We start from the raw sequence: 18,598 nt of genomic DNA on the forward strand, positions 1-18,598 counted from the left end.
AACATGTCTATATCAATCAACAGTATGATCCGCAGTGTCGGAAAAGAAAAGGTGTGTCTATATTGTTACAAAAATCACTTACAAGAGAAAATTTAATTGAAGCATTCTGGGAACTTTATAAAGATAAACCCATCGAAAAAATCACTGTCAAAGAAATAACAAATCGTGCAGGCTATAATCGTGGAACATTTTACGCATACTTCAAAGATACATATGAAGTACTTAAAGAGAGTAAAGAGTCTATTATGCCGAGTAAGGACATGATTATTTACCCGATTCAAAGAATAGAGAAGAAGGAAGACTTAATCTTTGATACGCTCAGCCATTCCAATGATTATTTCATGGAGAACCAAGAGAAGATAATCGTTTTACTTGGACCTGAAGGTGATCCCTCCTTTGTTCATGAATTAAAAATACGCACACGTGAAATACTAATGGAATACCTAAACGGTTCGGATATTAACGAACCAGAAAAAATTCAATTTATTATTGAGTATCACATGTCAGCCATCATTGGTGTATTCCAACTTTGGGTAGAAAGAGGGTCAACCTTAGACCAAATTGAATTAGAAAAACTCATAGAAGATATTTCACAGGATGGTGTAATAAGCATCCTACAGACCTTGATTAGTAAATAACCTATTTGTAACACTATGCGTTATAAAATAACGCATCTAGATGTATTGATGTAACAGGTTTCTGTAAAAATCATCCTGACCAATTATAACGACCCTATCACATATTTGTTCAATTTCATTCATGTCATGAGAGGTATATATTATAAGCACCTCTTGCTCTTGTGCTAATTTCTTTAAGAAACCTCCAATCTCTATACGAGATTTCAAATCAATACCTGCTGTTGGCTCATCCAATAGTAATAGTTTCGGTTCATTAATTAGGCTAACAGCTAGGTTTAATTTTCTTTTCATTCCACCAGATAACTGATTGACTCTTTTATCATCTTGCTTAAGCTGAACTGCTTCAAGTATAGATTTTAATTCCTCTTTTGACCGCCTTGTCTTGGATAGGTTTTCAAAGAACTTCATATTCTCCATAACCGTTAGGTCTTCCCATAGTGCGAGTTCTTGTGGAACATATGCAATGTACTGCCTGAGTGACCGGTAGTGCTTTTTATAATCTCGGTCATTCAAAAGCACTTGCCCGCTATCTTCTTTTAGCAGTGTCGCAAGTATTTTTAACAAGGTGGACTTGCCTGCTCCATTTTCGCCGACGAGCCCAATGACTTCTCCCTTAGATGCAGAAAGATTAAAGTTCTCGAGCACCTTTTTCTTACCATAGCTTTTAGACAAAGACTTAACTTCTAGCATTGCGATTCCTCCCTAAACAAACAGTTAATACTAAGATGGTTACAAACAGCATCACGAAGTTGTTATTATTCTCAACTAGTGCGATAACAGGGTGAAAGTTCGATATTCCATTTAAGAATGGCATAATGATATGAAGTCCTAATAAGACACCAATCAAACCTAGCCCATTTCTATATAGTGATAATTTACTTCTAGAGTAGAATGCAACAATAAATACAATAATATTCACTATAGCTCTGTAGATGAGTAGGCTAACTATACTAACACTCTGATCAAACATTGCCTTAATAATAAGTAATGTGACTAGATCAATCATGTACATTACTATCAGCATAGCTAAAAATGAGGTAATCATAAATGCCTTAAACGAATAGTTTAGATATAAAAAACGTTGTTTTGTCTCGCTCCTTGTTTCACGTGTAACAAATTCAAAAATGAATACCGTTGTTAAAAGAGATACATATGCCCAGATTAACCAAGGATCGATTGTGCTATCATTTTGTTCCATGGTCTCCTTACCCTTAAAAGTGAAGTTTTGGCTGACTAGGTTAGAGTCCATATCAATTTGATTTTTTGTTTCAAGTATAGTTTCTGATTCTATTGTGGTTTCATTAAACAATTCCATTTCTAGGTCTTGTATTTGCTCAGTGATTCTTTGACTATTTAAGGATTCTTGTATTAACGAGGCAAGTAACTCCTTAACCGTACTGTATGCAAAAGAACGATCTGTATAGTATGTTTCAACCATATTACGCCGCTCACCTGACAAAATTTTATCCTCAAAATCTTCACCAAACACCAAGACACTGTCATATTGATACTGTTCTAAAACTCTTAAAGCATCATCTTTTTCACTGCTTTCAAAATGGTCTATTCTAATATAATTACTCTCTTCTAACCCTTTGATTATCCTATCAGTTTCTTCAACGTCAGCTTCATCAACTACAGCTACTGGCACTCTAAAATCTTCTGATACATTAGAAGTCACGTAGACTGCACCTACCGTTACAAATAACGGTATAAACAACCAAAAAATGAGCTTCAAGCGGTGCCGTTTCAAGAGGATCCATCTCGATTTAATCATATCCATCATGAGACTCTACGCTCCTTTAATAAACCAATGATAAGCATCATCACCAATAGTGTACACAAGCTGAATAACATAATATTAATTTCCATCGTAAATCGTTCATTTAATACAATTTCCTGAAGCCAATTCAGTGTCTGATATGAATACGTTACGTCAAAGATCCAGTCGAAATATAAAGGGAAGTAAATTCTGGGTATAATCGCTCCTGAAAAAACAATAATGAGTGAAAGCATCATTAATTGTAATATCATCGTTAGTTTATAGCTCTTAGACAACCAATCGATAATAAGGAGCAAGATAACCGTTATTAATAGATGTATGAAAATTAGAATGCCAATTCTCATTAAATTTTCTATGACTAATGCATTTCCGATTAAATAAAGAGCCGTCATCAAAATAAGTACAGAAGGTAGGATCATAATTAGCATCAGAGCAGTTATTCTTGAGATTCCTTGTGCCAGATGTCCTACATCTAGTAGTTTCATTCTTTCACTGAGTCCTGGGTTTTTATCTTTCATTAACATCAGGTACAGTAAATACAGCCAAATAGTTAATAAAATAAACATGCCATTTAATAAGAAGTAAGATATACCTAAACTAAAGTTCTGTGATACTTCTTCTTCATCAACTAAGGTGTCTGAAGAAATAACCTGCACAAACTGGCTCACAAATTCTTGAAAGATCAAATCCTCTCTTTGTTCATCTGACATATCAAATGATTTTGCATAGTGATTCACTGTAAGTACATTGGATTGGGAATTTCTAAGATGTCGAATGAGGGTGTCCACTACACTTCTAATCATATAACTTTCAAGTTTACGATCTGGATTCCCAGTCACTTCTAGCTGACTTGTTTGCCCCTCCATCATATTTTCTGCAAAATTTTCTGGAAACACAATAAATGCAGACAGCTCGTTATTATCAATTAAAGCATTCGCCTCATCTATATCTAATCGCTCCATCTCTATACCGTCTGTAAAATCAGCTGTATCTGCTAAAGTATTGACGAGCATGTCAGTCGTTTCATTTTCATCCATATTCACTAAACCAATGTTGATATCTTGTTCGTCTACTACTGATAAAACATTACCTAATATCCAGATTAGTAGAGCCGTAAATAGAATTGGAGCAAGTAAAATAAGAGGAAGTGATAGCCACTTCCTCTTAAATCTATGAAGGTCGTTAGCAATGAATACGAGGATATGTCTCATTTTTTTCATTGCTATCGCACCCTTCCTATTATTTAAATTATTGAACACTAGCACCTGTACCGAAGTTTTCGCTAAGCCATGATTCTAGTTTAGGTTCCACTTCTTCAGTAAAGTATGTTTCAAGCTCTTCTTGGTTCATCTTACCAATATCTGTTTCATTTTCTGATGAAGGAATCTCGACCTCATTAACAGACTGACTTTCATGTGCAATGTTTAGAACTGCAGTGTCTCTGGTAATATTCGTACCGTCGTCTGCATATAGTTGGATATCACCTGATGCCTGATCATCTCCATAGTTTGTTGATGACTCCATGTAGATATTAAATGGCGTACTTTGATCAGGGCTAAAGTTATTTACTGTTGCCTCAAGATTCCAAATCTCATTATCTTCTTCTTCAGTTTTCGTTGAGTTAAGGACTAAAATGTCTTCATCCTCAACATTTAACGTCATTACATCCTCATAGCCTGAATCTACTTCGTTTAAATCAAAAGTAAAGTTAACTTTATCTTCAGCAGTACCCAGTGAAACATTGATTAGATTTCCATCTTCACGCACTTCATGTGTTGAGTCCAATTCAATATCTTCCGTTTGCTCATCTATCGTTACGGATACATCTAGATCACGTTGTACAATATTATCTTCATCATCAGTCCAAATAACTGATGTCATACCATTTGGGAACCCGATATCCTCAACATTTTCAGCAGCATCTTTTAGTTGCTGACTTGGGTCTGTTTCAATCTCTTCACCTGCTGGCATACTCATATTCGCTTGAGTCATCTGAGCTTCGATTAATTCAATCAGTCTCTCATCTTCAGACATCTTTGTTAAAAGTTCTCTTAAGAATGTGTGCATTTCTTCTTCTGATAAAGTCATCGTCAGCTTATCTGCATTAACTGTTGTCTCACCGACTGTTATCTCTTCACTTTCTTCTTCAAAGGCTTCGTCTGGTAAATTTTCTTGTAGGAAACTTGAATATTCGTCAACAAAATACTCACGTTCCTCTTCTGTTAATGCATTGGTTTGGAAGAAGGTAGAGAAATCAATATTTTCTTCATTAGGGAACGTTTCAGGATCCATTTGATTTAGAAAAGTCCCTGTATCTTCTTCATGTAAAACTAAGTAATCTTCAATAAATGGTAGCGTAAGACCCATTTTTTCTCCAGTAACATAACCAGCAACATCTTCAATGGTAAACGCACCAACATTTGCATCTAAACCAAATGTTGCGAGTTCTTCGTTAATATCTTGACTCCCAGTTATGTTAATCTCAGCATTATTAATCATTTCTGAGATACCACTTTCTTCTAAGTTAGGATCATTAGTCTCAGCTGTAAGCGTCATGCTCGATTCTGTTGGATTATCCATAGAATTTTCGTACCATTCTAATTCATCTTCAAATCTTTCCTCGAACATTTCAGTCATATTCTCAGTGCTATCCAACTCCGACATAAGGTAGGTGTTCTTAGGTGTATTCACAACATTTTGGTAAACAAAGTATCCACCGATTGCCAGAACAATGAGGGCGCCGACAGAGACACCAAGTATAGTAAATCCTTTCTTACCCATATGCTCATCTCCTTAGTATTCTTATCTTCAATTTACAAGTTTCCCCAAATGAAAACATAATACACATTTTCTTTAACATTTAGTCAAATTTATGTCACTTTTTGTATCAAATATACAATTTCGGGTAAACAGTAGATGAGGTGATTGCTTTGTCTGCAATACGTATAATCGGTGCACAACAAAATAATCTAAAAAATGTTAGCGTCGATATTCCAAAACATAAATTAACTGTTTTCACAGGTCGGTCAGGTTCTGGTAAATCATCACTTGTTTTTAGCACACTTGCCGCAGAATCAGAACGTCTGTTGAACGAAACTTACTCAGCATATATTCAAAATCAATTGACTAAATATGAAAAACCAGATGTAGATCAAATTGATAATCTTCCAGTCGCTATGGTAATCAATCAAAAAAGACTAGGTGGAAATTCAAGGTCAACAGTCGGTACCATTTCAGATATATACTCATCAGTTAGATTACTTTGGTCAAGAGTTGGTCAACCTTTTGTTGGATACTCCAATGTGTACTCCTTTAATAATCCCGCAGGTATGTGTCAACGATGCCAAGGTCTAGGTTATGTCGAAGACATTGATTTAAACGAGCTTCTAGATTACAATAAATCGCTAAATGAAGATGCAATTAAATTTCCTTCTTTCCGTCCAGATAGCTGGAGAGGAAAGCGTTACTTGTATAGTGGTCTATTTGATAACGACAAAAAACTTAAAGACTATACAGAAGATGAAATGAATACATTTTTATATACCAAGCCGGAAAAACTCAAAAATCCCCCAGATAATTGGCCAAGAACAGCAGAATTTGAAGGGTTGATTCACCGTTTTAGACGTTCATTCTTACTCAATGATAATTTTGAGAAAAACCGTTTTTTAGAAGATGTTGAAAGAGTTGTCACAAGTCGTGAGTGCCCAGATTGTCACGGCAAGAGGCTAAATGAAGAAGTATTAAGTTCAAAAATAAATGGCCTTGATATTGCTGACTTTACAGCCTTACCAATTGAAGATACTGTGCCTTTTTTAAGAGAGCTAAAAAGTGAGAAAGAACAAGTCATCATTGAACCTCTAATCAAACAACTTGAAGCACTGAAACATGTAGGACTCAACTATTTAACTTTAGACCGGGAAACACCGACTTTATCCGGCGGTGAATCACAGCGTATTAAATTGATTCGCCATTTGAATAGTCCATTAACTGATCTCGTTTATATAATTGATGAGCCGAGTGTAGGGCTTCACCCTGAAGATATACAAAAGATTAATGACATCATGTTAGATATTAGAGATAAGGGCAATACTGTTCTCGTTGTAGAACATGATCCTGACGTAATCAAAATCGCAGATCAAATCATCGATATGGGGCCAGGTGCTGGTCAACACGGTGGCGAAATAATATTTACAGGGAAATATCAAGATATTTTAACTGCAAATACCCCAACTGCTAGTGCACTAACGCACAAGCATAATTTAAAAGATGATTACAATAGTGGTATGGGATTTATCGATTTGAAACATATAAGCAAGAACAACCTAAATAACGTCAGCGTATCGCTACCTAAAAATGCTCTGACAATTTTTACAGGTGTTGCTGGTTCGGGTAAAAGCACCTTACTTAGAGAAGGGTTCAAACATTCAGATGCTATCATTATCGACCAGCAAGCTGTGCACGCATCAAATCGCTCAAACTTATTAACTTACATGGATATATTTGATGAAGTACGTACAATATTCGCCAAGGAAACTGGCCTTTCTAAGAGCATGTTTTCTTATAATTCCAAAGGCGCATGTCCAAATTGTAAGGGGAAAGGCATAATTAAAACTGAACTTGCCTTTATGCCAGATTTCTCTCAAGTATGTGAGATTTGTAACGGTACCCGTTATAAAAAAGAAGTGCTTGAAGCTAAGGTGAAAGGCTATTCTATAGCAGATATTCTGGCATTAACTGTAGAAGAAGCGCTCAACATTTTTAAAAATAACGCTATCGTTATAAACCTTTTAAGTCGTTTACAAGCTACCGGTCTACAGTATATGACACTCGGACAATCCTTAGATACTTTATCCGGTGGAGAAATTCAAAGAGTGAAACTTTCTAAATATCTTGATGCAGATAATACTGAGGAAACTTATATCTTTGATGAGCCTACAACAGGTTTACATGAAGAAGATATTCCAACACTCTTAAATTGCTTTAATCAACTCATCGATAGAGGAAATACAGTGCTGATCATAGAGCACAACCTAACGATGATGACCCATGCCGACTGGATTGTCGATATGGGCCCAGGTGCCGGTATAGAAGGCGGAAAAATCTTATTTAGCGGCCGACCTAAAGACCTTCTTAATGTCGAAGAATCTGTAACGGCTAAACATTTAAAGCGTTATATAAAGCAATAAAAGAGGGTGAGATTTTAAAATCTCACCCTTTTCCTTATTTAAATGTTGCATTTTCTAAACGAATATATCCTGCTGCATCAAGTTCTACACCTTCCAATTGATCTGTGTTATAAGCGAGCGTCATATTAGGGTGTACAAGCGGTACATAAGGTAATTCTTCCATTAAAATACTATGAAGATTTTCATACTCTGTCACACGCGTTTCATCATCTGTCGCACTTCTTGCTGCTTCTAAACCAGCATCCACTTCATCATTCTTGTAAAATGCACGGTTTCCTCCAAATCCTTCATTACTACCCAAGGTCAATGAGGATAAAAGATAGTCTGCGTCACCTGTCGATGCTGTAAAACTTAGTAAAAACATATCGTGCTGACCATTACCTAATCGTTCTAAAAATGTAGCCATCTCATATTGCTCAACTTCAATATTGATGTTTAATTCTCTAAGCTGCTCTTGAATATACACTGCTGTATCCACGAGGTCCTGACTATCATTAACCCAAATTGTAGCATTAAAACCCTCAGGGTAAGCTGATTCACTTAGAGCCTGTTTGGCTAAGTCCATATCTTGGCTTAATTCAGGTAACGCTTCTGAATTCCCAAATGCACTTTTCGACACTAAACTATTTGGTATTTCTGCCTTACCATCGTATATACCACTTTTAATTGCTTCTCTGTCGATGGCACTGGATATTGCTTGTCTCACTTTTACATCATTAAATGGCTCACTTTCTGTGTTAAACCCTAGGTAATTTGTTCTAAGTGAATCAGATTCAACTAATTCAGTGTTCGCACTATTGTTAATACGATCAAACATGGCCATATCAACAGGTGTTGTGATATTAATGCCACCTGACTCTAACTCAGCCATCATCGAACCAGATTCTGGGATAATAACGAAGGTGAGGTTATCAATTAAACTATCACCGGCAAAGTCATCAAAGCGTTCGAGTTCTATGTTTTGTCCAGGTGCCCTAGCTTTAAATTTCACATAGTTCGTACCATCTGGATTTGCTGAAATATGCTCGCTTGTAAAGGCTGATATTTCATCAGATAGGGCCGTAAAGTCATCTCCACCTTCATCTCTTAGCTCATAATATTCATCCAAGTTTACATCTGAGCCTGCCTGTTCTAAAGCTTGTTCATAATCGGCATCGATACTTTCTTTACTCATAATACTACCAGCAGTATGTGCTAAGTTATCAGGCAGTGGAGCAAATGGATATCTCGTAATAATATTAAGTTCATGATCGTTAACAATTCCAATCTCTTCAATCATTTCAAACAAGAATTGTGTCGGTGCACCGACACTCGGGTCAACAACACGCTCTAAAGATGCTTTAACATCTTCTGCAGTAAACGCTGATCCATTGTGAAATGTCACGTCTTCTACTAATTTAAAATTCCATGTCGTTTCATCCACCTGTGACCATTCACTAGCAAGACCTGCTTTATGACTCATATCAGGATTTCTTGCAACTAAGGTCTGAAAGAGGTGACGCCTTACTTGGATTCCAATGACATCATTCGTACCATGAGGATCAATCGTCGACAAGTCTTGGTCAAATCCTACAACCACATCCCCTGTCTTTTCTGAAGTAGAACTTTCTTCTCCCTCAACATCGACCTCACTATCATTGGTACAAGCTCCAAGTAATATGACAACAAGTATTACCAAAAACCATTTGAAATTTTGCATTATATGTAACCCCCTTTTAGTTGAATATATAAATTATATATTGAATAGTCAGAAAATACTATCTAATTATGTTCAGTATTGACAATATAACATCCTAATGTTAGGATTTATATAGCCTAGTAATAGGATATTAAAAGAAGGAAGGAGAAATACGCATGATTTCTAGTTTGACACGCATTAATGAGCTTGCTCAAAAGAACCGTACAGTAGGTTTAACAGAGGCAGAAATTGAAGAACGTGCTGAATTAAGACAAGAGTATCTTAAAGAAATTCGTGGTCAGGTTTCTTCTAATATCACTTCAATAACGATTCAAAATGAAGACGGTATAGATGTAACACCTGCTAAATTAAATGTTGAAAAAGTTAAAAACCTTTTAAACGGCCACTCATAGAATTTTAAGCCGCCTTCATCTCTTACGAGATGAGGGCTTTATCTATTTAAAAAGAGGAGGATGTCTTATGTCAGTTCAAGAGAGAGATTTACATTTATATAAGTCATTGATGACTGCTTCAAAAATTCTAAATGATAAAGCAAGAACTCATATTAAGAATCAAGGACTCACATTTGAAAATTTACTCGTAATAGAATGCCTATTTGAGCATGGGCCACATTACATACAAACCTTAAGTGAAAAATTGATGATACCCAGTGGTAGCATTACGTATATTGTAAATAAATTAGAGAAAAAAGGTTTAGTTCGTAGAGAAATACAGGCTGATAATAAGCGCTTTTGTAAGGCGATTTTGACCGACGAGGGTAAATCAGTATTCAACGAAATTCACCCAGTATATACAAAAGATATAAGTGAAGCATTCGCTCACTTGTCAGGTTCAGAAAAATCCGCTTTAGAAGACTTACTAAATATCATATGCGAAGAAAAAAACTGATGGAGGAATCCTCCATCAGTTCTTAATTTAGTTTGAGTATTTTATTATTATTATTTCTAATTTCTTTTAACAAGGTTGAATCACTGATTAGAGACTGACCATAAGATGGTATCATTTCTGATAATTTATCTAACCATTTTTCTTTATAAGCCGGGAAATTTTTGTCGATAATATCTAAGGCAACATGTACCGATACGGAAGCGCCTGGAGATTCTCCAAGTAGGGCAATCACGCTGTGATCTTGTGAGTTTACAACTTCAGTACCAAATTGTATATAACCACGTCCATATTCATTCGTATCTTTAATGACTTGGACCCGTTTACCTGCGATATGCAGATCCCAGTCCTCATCCCTCGCATCAGGTACGAAACGTCTCAATTCTTCCATTCTATTCTCTTTCTTCATGAGTACTTGTTCGATTGAGTACTGTACAAGTGGAATATTCTTCAATCCTGCCGACATCATAGTCAGCAAGTTAAAGCGATTGACTGATTTAAATAAATCCGTGTTAGAGCCATATTTTAAAAGCTTAGGACCGATTGCTGCAAATGGTCCAAATAACAAGCTTTCTTTACCATCAATATAACGTCTATCCAGGTGAGGTACCGTCATTGGCGGCTTACCTTTTGGCTCCTTACCGTACACTTTGGCACCATGTTGACTCACAATATCAGGATTATTACACACTAAAAATGCACCACTAATTGGGAAACCTCCAATATTGCGGCTTTCAGGGATGCCCGTCTTTTGTAGAAGCGGTATCGCATGCCCACCTGCACCAATGAAGATGTAATCAGCAGAATGAAACTCCGTCGCTCCAGTTTCTAAATTCGTCACTTTGACTTCCCATTTCCCATTATCTAAACGACGAAAACCATCAACTTCATGATTGAAGCTAACCGCTGTATTTGGCTGCGCTTGTAGATTCGTTACAAGCTTCCTTGTTAATTCACCAAAATTCACATCTGTACCATAATCCACTTTACTTGCCGCTATACTTTCAGCCTTGTCACGGCCGTTAATCATCAGTGGAATCCATTGGCCGATTTCCTCATGGCTCTCCGTATAGGTCAATCCCTCAAACATCGGTAGTGATTTTAAAGCTTCATATCTATTTTTTAGAAAATTAACGTTCTCTTTTCCCTGTACAAAGCTGATATGTGGGAGTGGACGAATGAAAGACTCAGGTTCATCCAGCGCCTTATTTTTTACGAGATAAGACCAAAACTGCTTAGAAATTTCAAATTGCTCGTTAATTTCTTTTGCCTTTTCAACGTCAATGCTGCCATCTTTTTGTTCTACTGTATAATTTAATTCGCATAAGGCAGCATGCCCTGTACCTGCATTATTAAGCTCATTAGAACTTTCTAAAGCAGGTGCATTTTGTCGCTCGAACATTTTTAAATTCCACTCACCTTCTAGATTTTTTAAAAACGTTCCTAGGGTCGCACTCATAATGCCTGCTCCGATTAATATTACATTTTTAGAATTTGTCATAGTTAACCAGCTCTCTACTTTTTGAATTAAATAAAATATACCGGTTTCCCGGCATATTTTCACATTCTATTATTTAACAATAATGACCGGAATATTCGCGCGTTTCGCTACCTTATGCGTCACATGACCAAGTACATGTTTAATTTGCATTCTTGATCTCTTGTTGCTCATTACAACGATTTCGTAATCTCCATTCTCAATTTCTTTCTTTAGTTCTTGGAGTACTCTACCTGTTGAAAATTTAATTTCGTAATTTAAATCATACTTATCCAGCTCATCCTTGAAATATTGAATGTCTGCTTCTTTCTCCTTAGCAATTTCATCAAAATGTTTCCCGTGAAACTTTACATTATCAGCCATCTCATTTTCTGCAATTACGTTAAACACTGTAATCTTAGCTTCTTTACTCGAACCAGACAATTTTTGAAGTTGCTCAGGAACATTAACAAAAGAGTTTCCAAAGTCAAAAGGTACTAATATTTTTTTATACATATTTACTATCCTCTCTTTTACTTATTTGACGATCATCACAGGTGCGTTGACTCTTTTTGCAATTTTGTGTGTCACATGGCCAAGAACATGCTTGATATCTCTTTTAGATCGTTTATTACTCATCACTATCATATCGTAGTCATGGGCATTAATTTCCTTTAGCAATTGAGGAATAACACGACCAACTTCAAAACGGATTTCATAGTTAAGATTCAACTTATCTAATTCATCTGTAAAAGATTTTAGCAAATTCTTTTTCTCTTCGACAATCTCATTGAAACGTTTACCATTAAACTTCACATCACTGGACATTTCATTTTCAGTAATGACATTAAAAATAGTGATCATATACGCTTCATCTGGATTCGTTAGCTTTTCTAGCTCCTTAGGTACGTTGTCAAAAGAGTTCCCAAAATCATATGGTAATAAAATATTTTTGTACATACCTACACCTCCCTATATATTTCTATAAGTATAAAACTATTTCTAGACATCATTTATTATCTTCCCTTATAGAATTAATAATATGCATAGAATTGACAAAAAGCATATCAGATTCCAACAGCTTTGAATACGCCTTTAACAGTAAATGTTTCGATAAAATCTGCCATTTTCGAAACGGGCACTACACAACCATCAGTCAACCACTTAAATAAGAGCCCCATATGAGCATGTATCATGTAAGTAATCAGGTATTCTTCATCGACTTCACTTTCAAATTCTACACCAAACTCTTGGCTTTTTACTTTATAAAAGTCAAACATATGATGAGAAAAATATTCAGATAGGGCGCTTGTACCAAGACCAGCTGCAATAACCATGACCCTTTCTCTATTATCCTTTAAATAATTAAAAAATCCTTCGATTGTCTCCTGAAGCTGTTGGTCATTTAGTAGATTGAGACTTTCTCCACTAATATTTTCATACAAAAGACGATCAATATCTTTAATCATTTGGCTTTGATAGCTTGCAATTACTTCGTATTTATCTCTATAATAAGTATAAAATGTTCCACGGTTAATCATTGCTGCTTGACTGATATCCCGTATCGTAATACTTTCAAACGATTTGTCTTTGAGTAAATCCACCATAGCTTGGTCTATGGCACGGAGAGTTTTTTGTACTCTTAAATCTTTTTTCAATTTTAATCAACCTTTCTGGGCAAAGTGTCGGATATCTTACACATTAGTGAATATCGACTATTGAATAATATTGTTTTGTACATATAATGGGTTATTGTACACAGTGTATGATAATTCTACCATAAAAAAAGAGGATGATTTAATGTTTCAAGATTTTAAATTTATATTTAAGAAACCTTTATTAATAGCGACTTTATTTTTCGTTTCTTTATTCCCCGTTATTTATTCCTTAACTTTTCTCGGCGCAATGTGGAATCCCTATGATCGTACAGGAGATATGGCCTTTCATATAGTAAATGAAGATGAAGGTACAGAGGATATCAATATAGGTTCCAATATTGAAGAGGAACTGTCGGACAACGATCGGTTCGATTGGAAGTTTACAGGACTTGATGAAGCAAAAGAAGCAGTACAGAGTGGGGATGCTTATGGTTATCTAGTGATTCCATCAGATGCATCAGATAATGCTGCTTCTTTATTAAGTGAACAACCAGAAAAAGTAAACCTCACACTTCACACAAATCCAGGCTATAACTTTATCGGATCAATTATGGCTCAACAAGCAGGTTCAGAATTAGAGAAGAATATACAAACTGAGATTACTAGTACTTATACTTCTAGTTTAATTGATGAAATTGCTCAAGTATCTGATCGTAGCGGCGAAGCTGAACAAGCCATTAATGAACTGACTGAAGGTGCGGTTGCCCTAGATCAGGGACTTCTACAACTTCAAGGTTCTACAGCAGAACTACAAGAAGGTTCAAATACGCTTTATAGTGGTGAACAACAATTTTCTAGTCAACTCAATCAAGCATCAGCCTTACTCGGTAATTACGCTCAACCTATTACTGGTGCACAAAGTCAGTTAGAAAGTGGTGCAGGTGATCTTAATAACGGTATCGGTCAACTGAACAGTGGTGTAAGTGAATTGAAAGCTGGTTCAGAACAACTATCTGGTGGCTTACAGGAAGTTCAGAGCCAATTCCAAGAACTTCAAAATCGCATGGATGAGTCTGGCCTAGTATTTACATCAGAAGGTGCCGATGCAATTACACATCCGATTGAACTGACAACTGAAACATCAGTGGAAACTGATAACTACGCTCAAGGATTTGCACCATTGGTTGTTGCAGTCAGCTTATTTATCGGTGCAATAACGTTTAACGTTGTTTACCCTATCAACAAAATTTTTGATAAGGAAGCTTCCGTAGTCTCAAGATGGATTAGCCGTGGGTTATTATTTATCTCTCACTCCGTACTGATTTCAAGTTTGCTTTATGCAACAATTGTTTGGATTATGCAGATTGATATATACAGTCATTGGAGATTTTACTTTGCCATGATTATGTGGTCATTAGTGTCCATAATAATCATTGCGACAATGGTTACCATATTCGGTAACTTTGGTAAGTTTCTCGGTATTGTCTTACTCATTGTCCAACTATCATCAAGTGGCGGTACCTTCCCAATAGAAACTGCTAATAATTTCTATCAATCACTCTTCGATGTATTACCAATGGCCTTTATTGTTTCAGGCTTTAAAGATGCGATATTTAATCAAGCATTCAACGTAGAGTTCTCTACAGTAATCATTTATCTAGCAGTGATTTCAATCGTTCTTTACTTGATGATCCTACTCGTACTTTGGCTAAAAGATAAATTCCCTGCATATGAAGAAAAAATCAATAAGATGAGTCGTTTTGAAGGATAGTAGGCAGAAATTCTTTCCCAAATTTTTGACATCCTAATGTCAATAGTCTGAAATAATACAGGAATATTTCAATGTTACAAAGCTGTCTCTAACTGTAATTGCATTATTATTGCGTTGTAACATACGTAATCAATTTATGTGATACATTAGTAACTGTCCTAGAGAGACAGTAAAAAATACAGTGCATGTCGACAGAACGACAGTTAAAGAATAGGCATTGAAATTTTAGAATTATTTTTTTGGAGGAAGAAAACAAATGAAGAAAACAATATTAGCAACATCATTAGCTTTAGGTTTAGGCGTAACAGGCGTAGTAGCAGATCAAGACGTAGATGCATCATCAATCAATAAAGAAGAACTTGCACAAACAGTTCAAAATAACCCAGCTGAATTAAATGCAGCTCCAATCCATGAAGGTGCATATGACTACAACTTCACATTAAACAATGTGAACTATGACTTTACTTCAGATGGAACGAACTACTCTTGGGCATACAGTGCTAACGGTAACGCTACTGCGACTAACTACACTAACGAAACTGTAGAAGCACCTAAAGTAGAAGAAGTTCAAGAAGTTGAACAAACAAACAACACTAACTACAACACACAAAACCAACAAGCAGCACCTGCTGTAGAAGAAGTTGAAGTTCAAGAAACACAACAACAAGTATCTGAGCCAGCAGCTCCTGCTCCAACTCAATCTACTTCATCTTCAAATGGTTCAACTAAATCACAATTCTTAGCTGCAGGTGGTACTGAAGCTATGTGGAATAACATTGTTCTTCCAGAATCAAGTGGTAACCCGAACGCAGTAAGTCCAAACGGCTACCAAGGTCTTGGTCAAACTAAAGAATCTTGGGGAACTGGTTCAGTAGCAGATCAAACTGCAGGTATGCTTGACTACGCTGAAAGACGTTATGGTTCAATCGATAACGCTATCCAATTCCGTAATGCAAACAATTGGTGGTAAGATCACCATTATATAACCAAAGAGACTCCAGATGATCTGGAGTCTCTTTTTTGTCAGCTTTTAGTGATTATTCAGATAATAAAGTGTAGAATGATTTCATCTAAAGAAATGAGGGGATAGCATGCACTTTGAAACAAAAGCAATACATGTTGGTCGTAGTGTTGACCCAAATACTGGTGCTGTAACAGCACCTATACACCTATCTTCGACCTACGAAAGACAAGCTGATGGTGGATATATTAATGAGACAATGTATAGCCGCAGTAAAAATCCAAATAGAAGATCCCTTGAAGAATGTCTGACCGCCTTAGAAAACGGTTATGATGCAATCGCATTCTCTTCTGGTATGGCAGCAATAACCGCAGTCATTGAATCTTTACCGAAAAAGTATCCTAAAAGAATCGTCTTACCTAACGAGATGTATTTCGGTGTTAAATTATTAATAGAAAAGACGGATATTGGACAGCGCTTCGACATAGTTACTATCGATATGACTGATGGCGATGCACTTAAAACCGCAATCAATGAGAAACCAACAGGTATAGTATGGATTGAATCACCGTCTAATCCACAAATAAATATCACTGATATTAAAAAAGTCGTATCCTTAGCTCAGGGTGTTGGTGCGATTACCGTAGTGGATAATACGACCGCTTCACCTGTTTTCCAACAACCACTTGACTTAGGTGCAGATTTTTCACTCCATTCTGTTACAAAATACATTGGTGGTCATAGTGATGTGCTCCTAGGTGCAGTTATTGCGAAAGAAAGCAGTGAAATGTTAGAGAATATGAGACTCCATCAAGCCAATAAAGGTGGGGTCCCATCTCCATTTGAATGCTGGTTGGCACTTCGTGGTATAGAAACTTTATCTTTAAGAGTCCATGCACATGCTAAAAATGCCTTGGATGTGGCCCTATTTTTAGAATCACACAACAAGGTTAAAGCTGTTCATTATCCTGGACTAAAAAGTCATCCAAGTCATGCTATCGCTAAAGGGCAGATGTCCGGCTTCGGTGGGCTCTTATCCTTTGAAGTTGAAGGTGGGGCAGATGAGGCTTTGAAGGTTGCGAATAGCGTAGAAATGATTGTTCAAGCAACAAGTTTAGGCAGTACGCATTCTTACATTGAGCACCGTGCGTCTGTTGAAAAAGAACTAACGATTTCTCCTGACAGCCTCTTAAGATTATCCGTAGGTCTTGAGAACGTGGAAGATATCATAGCCGACCTAAATCAAGCTCTAGAACAAATATAATATACGGGTAATAAAATGGGGCTGGGACAAAAACCATCCTCTTCATAAATAAGCCGGACGTTAGCAATTCTTAAGGCATCGCGTGAGCCTGTAGTCTCACGCAGATGCTATTCCCCCTAGAAGTCTAACGTCCGGCTTTTTCTAGTATATTTTATTATTTTCCTATATATTCAGGGGGTCTTTGTCCCAACCCTATTTTCAATTCATTTATACTTTTCTAATAGTACCTGTGGAATATGACAGTAATCGTTAGGGTAATGATCTAATCTATCCTGATGTTCTTCACTGCTTTTTACATAATTTAATAACGGAGCAACTTCTACCGCAATTTCGTCTCGGTCATGGCGAACCTCTATAAAAGTTTTAGCTTCCTTTAGATGTTCAATGTCTTCACTATAAAAACCAGTTCTGTACTTAGGACCTTCATCGACGCCTTGCTTATTAATACTAAACGGATCAATGATTTCAAAAAGAAAATTCATTAAATCTGATACGGAGGTGACATCAGGGTCAAATTCCGTTTTCACGCATTCTACATAACCATCATAATCACCTTCTAATGTGTTTGTAGAACCATTCGCGCGTCCTGCTTCTGTATGTATAACTCCCGGAAGTGTTTTTACAAAGGCTTGTACACCCCATAAACAACCACCAGCTAGATATACTGTTTCCATAGTTTACACCCCCCTTTAAAACTCACCATTCCATTCTTTAAAGAAATGGTCCAGAAACAATTTCATGAAGTCTTCTCTCTCTTGTGCAATTTCTTTAGCTCGTTCAGTGTTCAGTTTATTCTTTAATAGTAACAGTTTTTCATAGAAGTGATTGATAGATGTAGAGTTTCCTTTTCTATACTCTTTTGCACTCATATCGTTTCTGACTTCTACCTCTGGGTCATACATAGCTTGCCCCTTCGCACCGCCGTACTGGAAGGTTCTCGCAATGCCGATTGCCCCAATAGCATCCAGTCTATCGGCATCCTGAACAATGCATGCCTCCATAGATGTCAGCTTATCACCATGACCACCTTTAAATGATATTGTGCTAATGATTGTTAGAATTTTATCGATAACTGTTTCCTCAATATCAAGACTTAGTAAAAAATCTTTTATATTTTTCATTGAGGCCTCAACGTCATCCTCTAATTTTTCATCAGGAATATCGTGAAGAAGGGAAGCAGCGATTACAGTAAAGGTATCTGCATTTTCAGACTTCAGTAATTCTTTACTCAGATTCGTCACTCTTTCAATGTGATACCAATCATGGCCAGTTGTCTCATGTATGAGTTGGTTTTTTACCCAGTCCTCAATTTCTTTGAGGGCGATGTGTGCTTTCATAA

The 18,598-nt window shown here is 36.4% G+C and carries 18 protein-coding genes; 7 read left to right on the top strand and 11 right to left on the bottom strand.

The genetic code is table 11. The features are described 5' to 3' along the window. Positions 1 to 62: 62 nt before the first annotated feature. Entirely contained in the window at positions 63 to 638 is a 576-nt protein-coding gene (locus H624_RS0101165) for a TetR/AcrR family transcriptional regulator (protein ID WP_026865942.1), read from the top strand. A gap of 36 nt (positions 639 to 674) precedes the next feature. Here the strand turns inward: H624_RS0101165 and H624_RS0101170 are convergent, their stop codons facing one another. The 4 genes from H624_RS0101170 to H624_RS0101185 are packed head-to-tail and all read right to left on the bottom strand — an operon-like array spanning position 675 to position 5,199. After that, entirely contained in the window at positions 675 to 1,328 is a 654-nt protein-coding gene (locus H624_RS0101170; protein WP_026865943.1) for an ABC transporter ATP-binding protein, read from the bottom strand. Next, entirely contained in the window at positions 1,315 to 2,421 is a 1,107-nt protein-coding gene (locus tag H624_RS0101175) for an ABC transporter permease (protein WP_026865944.1), read from the bottom strand. The genes H624_RS0101170 and H624_RS0101175 overlap by 14 nt, the downstream gene beginning before the upstream one ends. Further along, positions 2,418 to 3,638 (bottom strand): ABC transporter permease, encoded by a 1,221-nt coding sequence (locus H624_RS0101180; protein WP_026865945.1) that lies wholly within the window; start codon positions 3,636 to 3,638, stop codon positions 2,418 to 2,420. The genes H624_RS0101175 and H624_RS0101180 overlap by 4 nt, the downstream gene beginning before the upstream one ends. A gap of 28 nt (positions 3,639 to 3,666) precedes the next feature. After that, positions 3,667 to 5,199, bottom strand: coding sequence for a DUF6583 family protein (locus H624_RS0101185; protein ID WP_026865946.1), 1,533 nt, complete (start codon positions 5,197 to 5,199; stop codon positions 3,667 to 3,669). 149 nt (positions 5,200 to 5,348) lie between these two features. On the opposite strand from H624_RS0101185, the gene H624_RS0101190 reads away from it, so the two are divergent. Further along, positions 5,349 to 7,604: an ATP-binding cassette domain-containing protein gene (locus H624_RS0101190; RefSeq protein ID WP_084145648.1), complete on the top strand. Its 2,256-nt coding sequence runs from the start codon at positions 5,349 to 5,351 to the stop codon at positions 7,602 to 7,604. A gap of 34 nt (positions 7,605 to 7,638) precedes the next feature. Here the strand turns inward: H624_RS0101190 and H624_RS0101195 are convergent, their stop codons facing one another. Beyond that, a complete protein-coding gene (locus H624_RS0101195; protein ID WP_026865948.1) occupies positions 7,639 to 9,303 on the bottom strand; it encodes an ABC transporter substrate-binding protein in 1,665 nt (554 codons plus the stop codon). 155 nt (positions 9,304 to 9,458) lie between these two features. On the opposite strand from H624_RS0101195, the gene H624_RS0101200 reads away from it, so the two are divergent. Together H624_RS0101200 and H624_RS0101205 are read left to right on the top strand one after the other, a co-directional pair. Next, the gene (locus H624_RS0101200) at positions 9,459 to 9,695 is read left to right on the top strand and encodes a DUF896 domain-containing protein (protein WP_026865949.1); all 237 of its coding nucleotides are present in this window, start codon (positions 9,459 to 9,461) and stop codon (positions 9,693 to 9,695) included. A 67-nt stretch (positions 9,696 to 9,762) separates the two neighbouring features. Beyond that, positions 9,763 to 10,191 carry a MarR family winged helix-turn-helix transcriptional regulator gene (locus H624_RS0101205; RefSeq protein ID WP_026865950.1) on the top strand — a complete coding sequence of 143 codons (429 nt, stop codon included), beginning with the start codon at positions 9,763 to 9,765 and terminating at the stop codon, positions 10,189 to 10,191. A gap of 22 nt (positions 10,192 to 10,213) precedes the next feature. On the opposite strand, the gene mqo is transcribed toward H624_RS0101205, so the two are convergent. The 4 genes from mqo to H624_RS0101225 all read right to left on the bottom strand — a co-directional run bounded on the left by mqo (position 10,214) and on the right by H624_RS0101225 (position 13,272). After that, complete coding sequence (mqo, locus tag H624_RS0101210; RefSeq protein ID WP_026865951.1) at positions 10,214 to 11,689, bottom strand: malate dehydrogenase (quinone); 1,476 nt, start codon at positions 11,687 to 11,689, stop codon at positions 10,214 to 10,216. Positions 11,690 to 11,758: 69 nt separating this feature from the next. Further along, entirely contained in the window at positions 11,759 to 12,181 is a 423-nt protein-coding gene (locus H624_RS0101215) for a universal stress protein (protein ID WP_026865952.1), read from the bottom strand. A gap of 21 nt (positions 12,182 to 12,202) precedes the next feature. Next, positions 12,203 to 12,625 carry a universal stress protein gene (locus H624_RS0101220; protein ID WP_026865953.1) on the bottom strand — a complete coding sequence of 141 codons (423 nt, stop codon included), beginning with the start codon at positions 12,623 to 12,625 and terminating at the stop codon, positions 12,203 to 12,205. 107 nt (positions 12,626 to 12,732) lie between these two features. Continuing rightward, a complete protein-coding gene (locus H624_RS0101225; protein WP_169515928.1) occupies positions 12,733 to 13,272 on the bottom strand; it encodes a TetR/AcrR family transcriptional regulator in 540 nt (179 codons plus the stop codon). Between the two features lie 193 nt (positions 13,273 to 13,465). Here H624_RS0101225 and H624_RS0101230 point away from each other — a divergent pair, with 193 nt between their 5' ends. The 3 genes from H624_RS0101230 to H624_RS0101240 all read left to right on the top strand — a co-directional run bounded on the left by H624_RS0101230 (position 13,466) and on the right by H624_RS0101240 (position 17,259). Beyond that, entirely contained in the window at positions 13,466 to 15,034 is a 1,569-nt protein-coding gene (locus H624_RS0101230) for a YhgE/Pip family protein (RefSeq protein WP_026865955.1), read from the top strand. A 256-nt stretch (positions 15,035 to 15,290) separates the two neighbouring features. After that, complete coding sequence (locus tag H624_RS0101235) at positions 15,291 to 16,004, top strand: aggregation-promoting factor C-terminal-like domain-containing protein (protein ID WP_026865956.1); 714 nt, start codon at positions 15,291 to 15,293, stop codon at positions 16,002 to 16,004. 121 nt (positions 16,005 to 16,125) lie between these two features. Then, on the top strand, positions 16,126 to 17,259 hold the full coding sequence (locus tag H624_RS0101240) for a trans-sulfuration enzyme family protein (protein ID WP_026865957.1): 1,134 nt from the start codon (positions 16,126 to 16,128) through the stop codon (positions 17,257 to 17,259). Between the two features lie 203 nt (positions 17,260 to 17,462). Here H624_RS0101240 and H624_RS0101245 read toward each other — a convergent pair whose 3' ends face one another. Then, positions 17,463 to 17,933 carry a peptide-methionine (S)-S-oxide reductase gene (locus H624_RS0101245; protein ID WP_026865958.1) on the bottom strand — a complete coding sequence of 157 codons (471 nt, stop codon included), beginning with the start codon at positions 17,931 to 17,933 and terminating at the stop codon, positions 17,463 to 17,465. 15 nt (positions 17,934 to 17,948) lie between these two features. Then, on the bottom strand, positions 17,949 to 18,596 hold the full coding sequence (locus H624_RS0101250; protein WP_035855344.1) for an HD domain-containing protein: 648 nt from the start codon (positions 18,594 to 18,596) through the stop codon (positions 17,949 to 17,951). Positions 18,597 to 18,598: the final 2 nt, after the last annotated feature.

This window comes from Jeotgalicoccus marinus DSM 19772, from assembly GCF_000425825.1.
Lineage (GTDB): Bacteria > Bacillota > Bacilli > Staphylococcales > Salinicoccaceae > Jeotgalicoccus > Jeotgalicoccus marinus.

Bases quoted from the DNA above. Each gene is read 5' to 3' on its own strand.
- H624_RS0101170 (WP_026865943.1), bottom strand. From the start codon at position 1,328: ATGCTAGAAGTTAAGTCTTTGTCTAAAAGCTATGGTAAGAAAAAGGTG.
- H624_RS0101225 (WP_169515928.1), bottom strand. From the start codon at position 13,272: ATGGTGGATTTACTCAAAGACAAATCGTTTGAAAGTATTACGATACGG.
- H624_RS0101185 (WP_026865946.1), bottom strand. From the start codon at position 5,199: ATGGGTAAGAAAGGATTTACTATACTTGGTGTCTCTGTCGGCGCCCTC.
- H624_RS0101205 (WP_026865950.1), top strand. From the start codon at position 9,763: ATGTCAGTTCAAGAGAGAGATTTACATTTATATAAGTCATTGATGACT.
- H624_RS0101180 (WP_026865945.1), bottom strand. From the start codon at position 3,638: ATGAAAAAAATGAGACATATCCTCGTATTCATTGCTAACGACCTTCAT.
- H624_RS0101230 (WP_026865955.1), top strand. From the start codon at position 13,466: ATGTTTCAAGATTTTAAATTTATATTTAAGAAACCTTTATTAATAGCG.
- H624_RS0101195 (WP_026865948.1), bottom strand. From the start codon at position 9,303: ATGCAAAATTTCAAATGGTTTTTGGTAATACTTGTTGTCATATTACTT.
- H624_RS0101235 (WP_026865956.1), top strand. From the start codon at position 15,291: ATGAAGAAAACAATATTAGCAACATCATTAGCTTTAGGTTTAGGCGTA.
- H624_RS0101245 (WP_026865958.1), bottom strand. From the start codon at position 17,933: ATGGAAACAGTATATCTAGCTGGTGGTTGTTTATGGGGTGTACAAGCC.
- H624_RS0101175 (WP_026865944.1), bottom strand. From the start codon at position 2,421: ATGATGGATATGATTAAATCGAGATGGATCCTCTTGAAACGGCACCGC.
- H624_RS0101215 (WP_026865952.1), bottom strand. From the start codon at position 12,181: ATGTATAAAAAAATATTAGTACCTTTTGACTTTGGAAACTCTTTTGTT.
- H624_RS0101200 (WP_026865949.1), top strand. From the start codon at position 9,459: ATGATTTCTAGTTTGACACGCATTAATGAGCTTGCTCAAAAGAACCGT.
- H624_RS0101220 (WP_026865953.1), bottom strand. From the start codon at position 12,625: ATGTACAAAAATATTTTATTACCATATGATTTTGGGAACTCTTTTGAC.
- H624_RS0101250 (WP_035855344.1), bottom strand. From the start codon at position 18,596: ATGAAAGCACACATCGCCCTCAAAGAAATTGAGGACTGGGTAAAAAAC.
- mqo (WP_026865951.1), bottom strand. From the start codon at position 11,689: ATGACAAATTCTAAAAATGTAATATTAATCGGAGCAGGCATTATGAGT.
- H624_RS0101240 (WP_026865957.1), top strand. From the start codon at position 16,126: ATGCACTTTGAAACAAAAGCAATACATGTTGGTCGTAGTGTTGACCCA.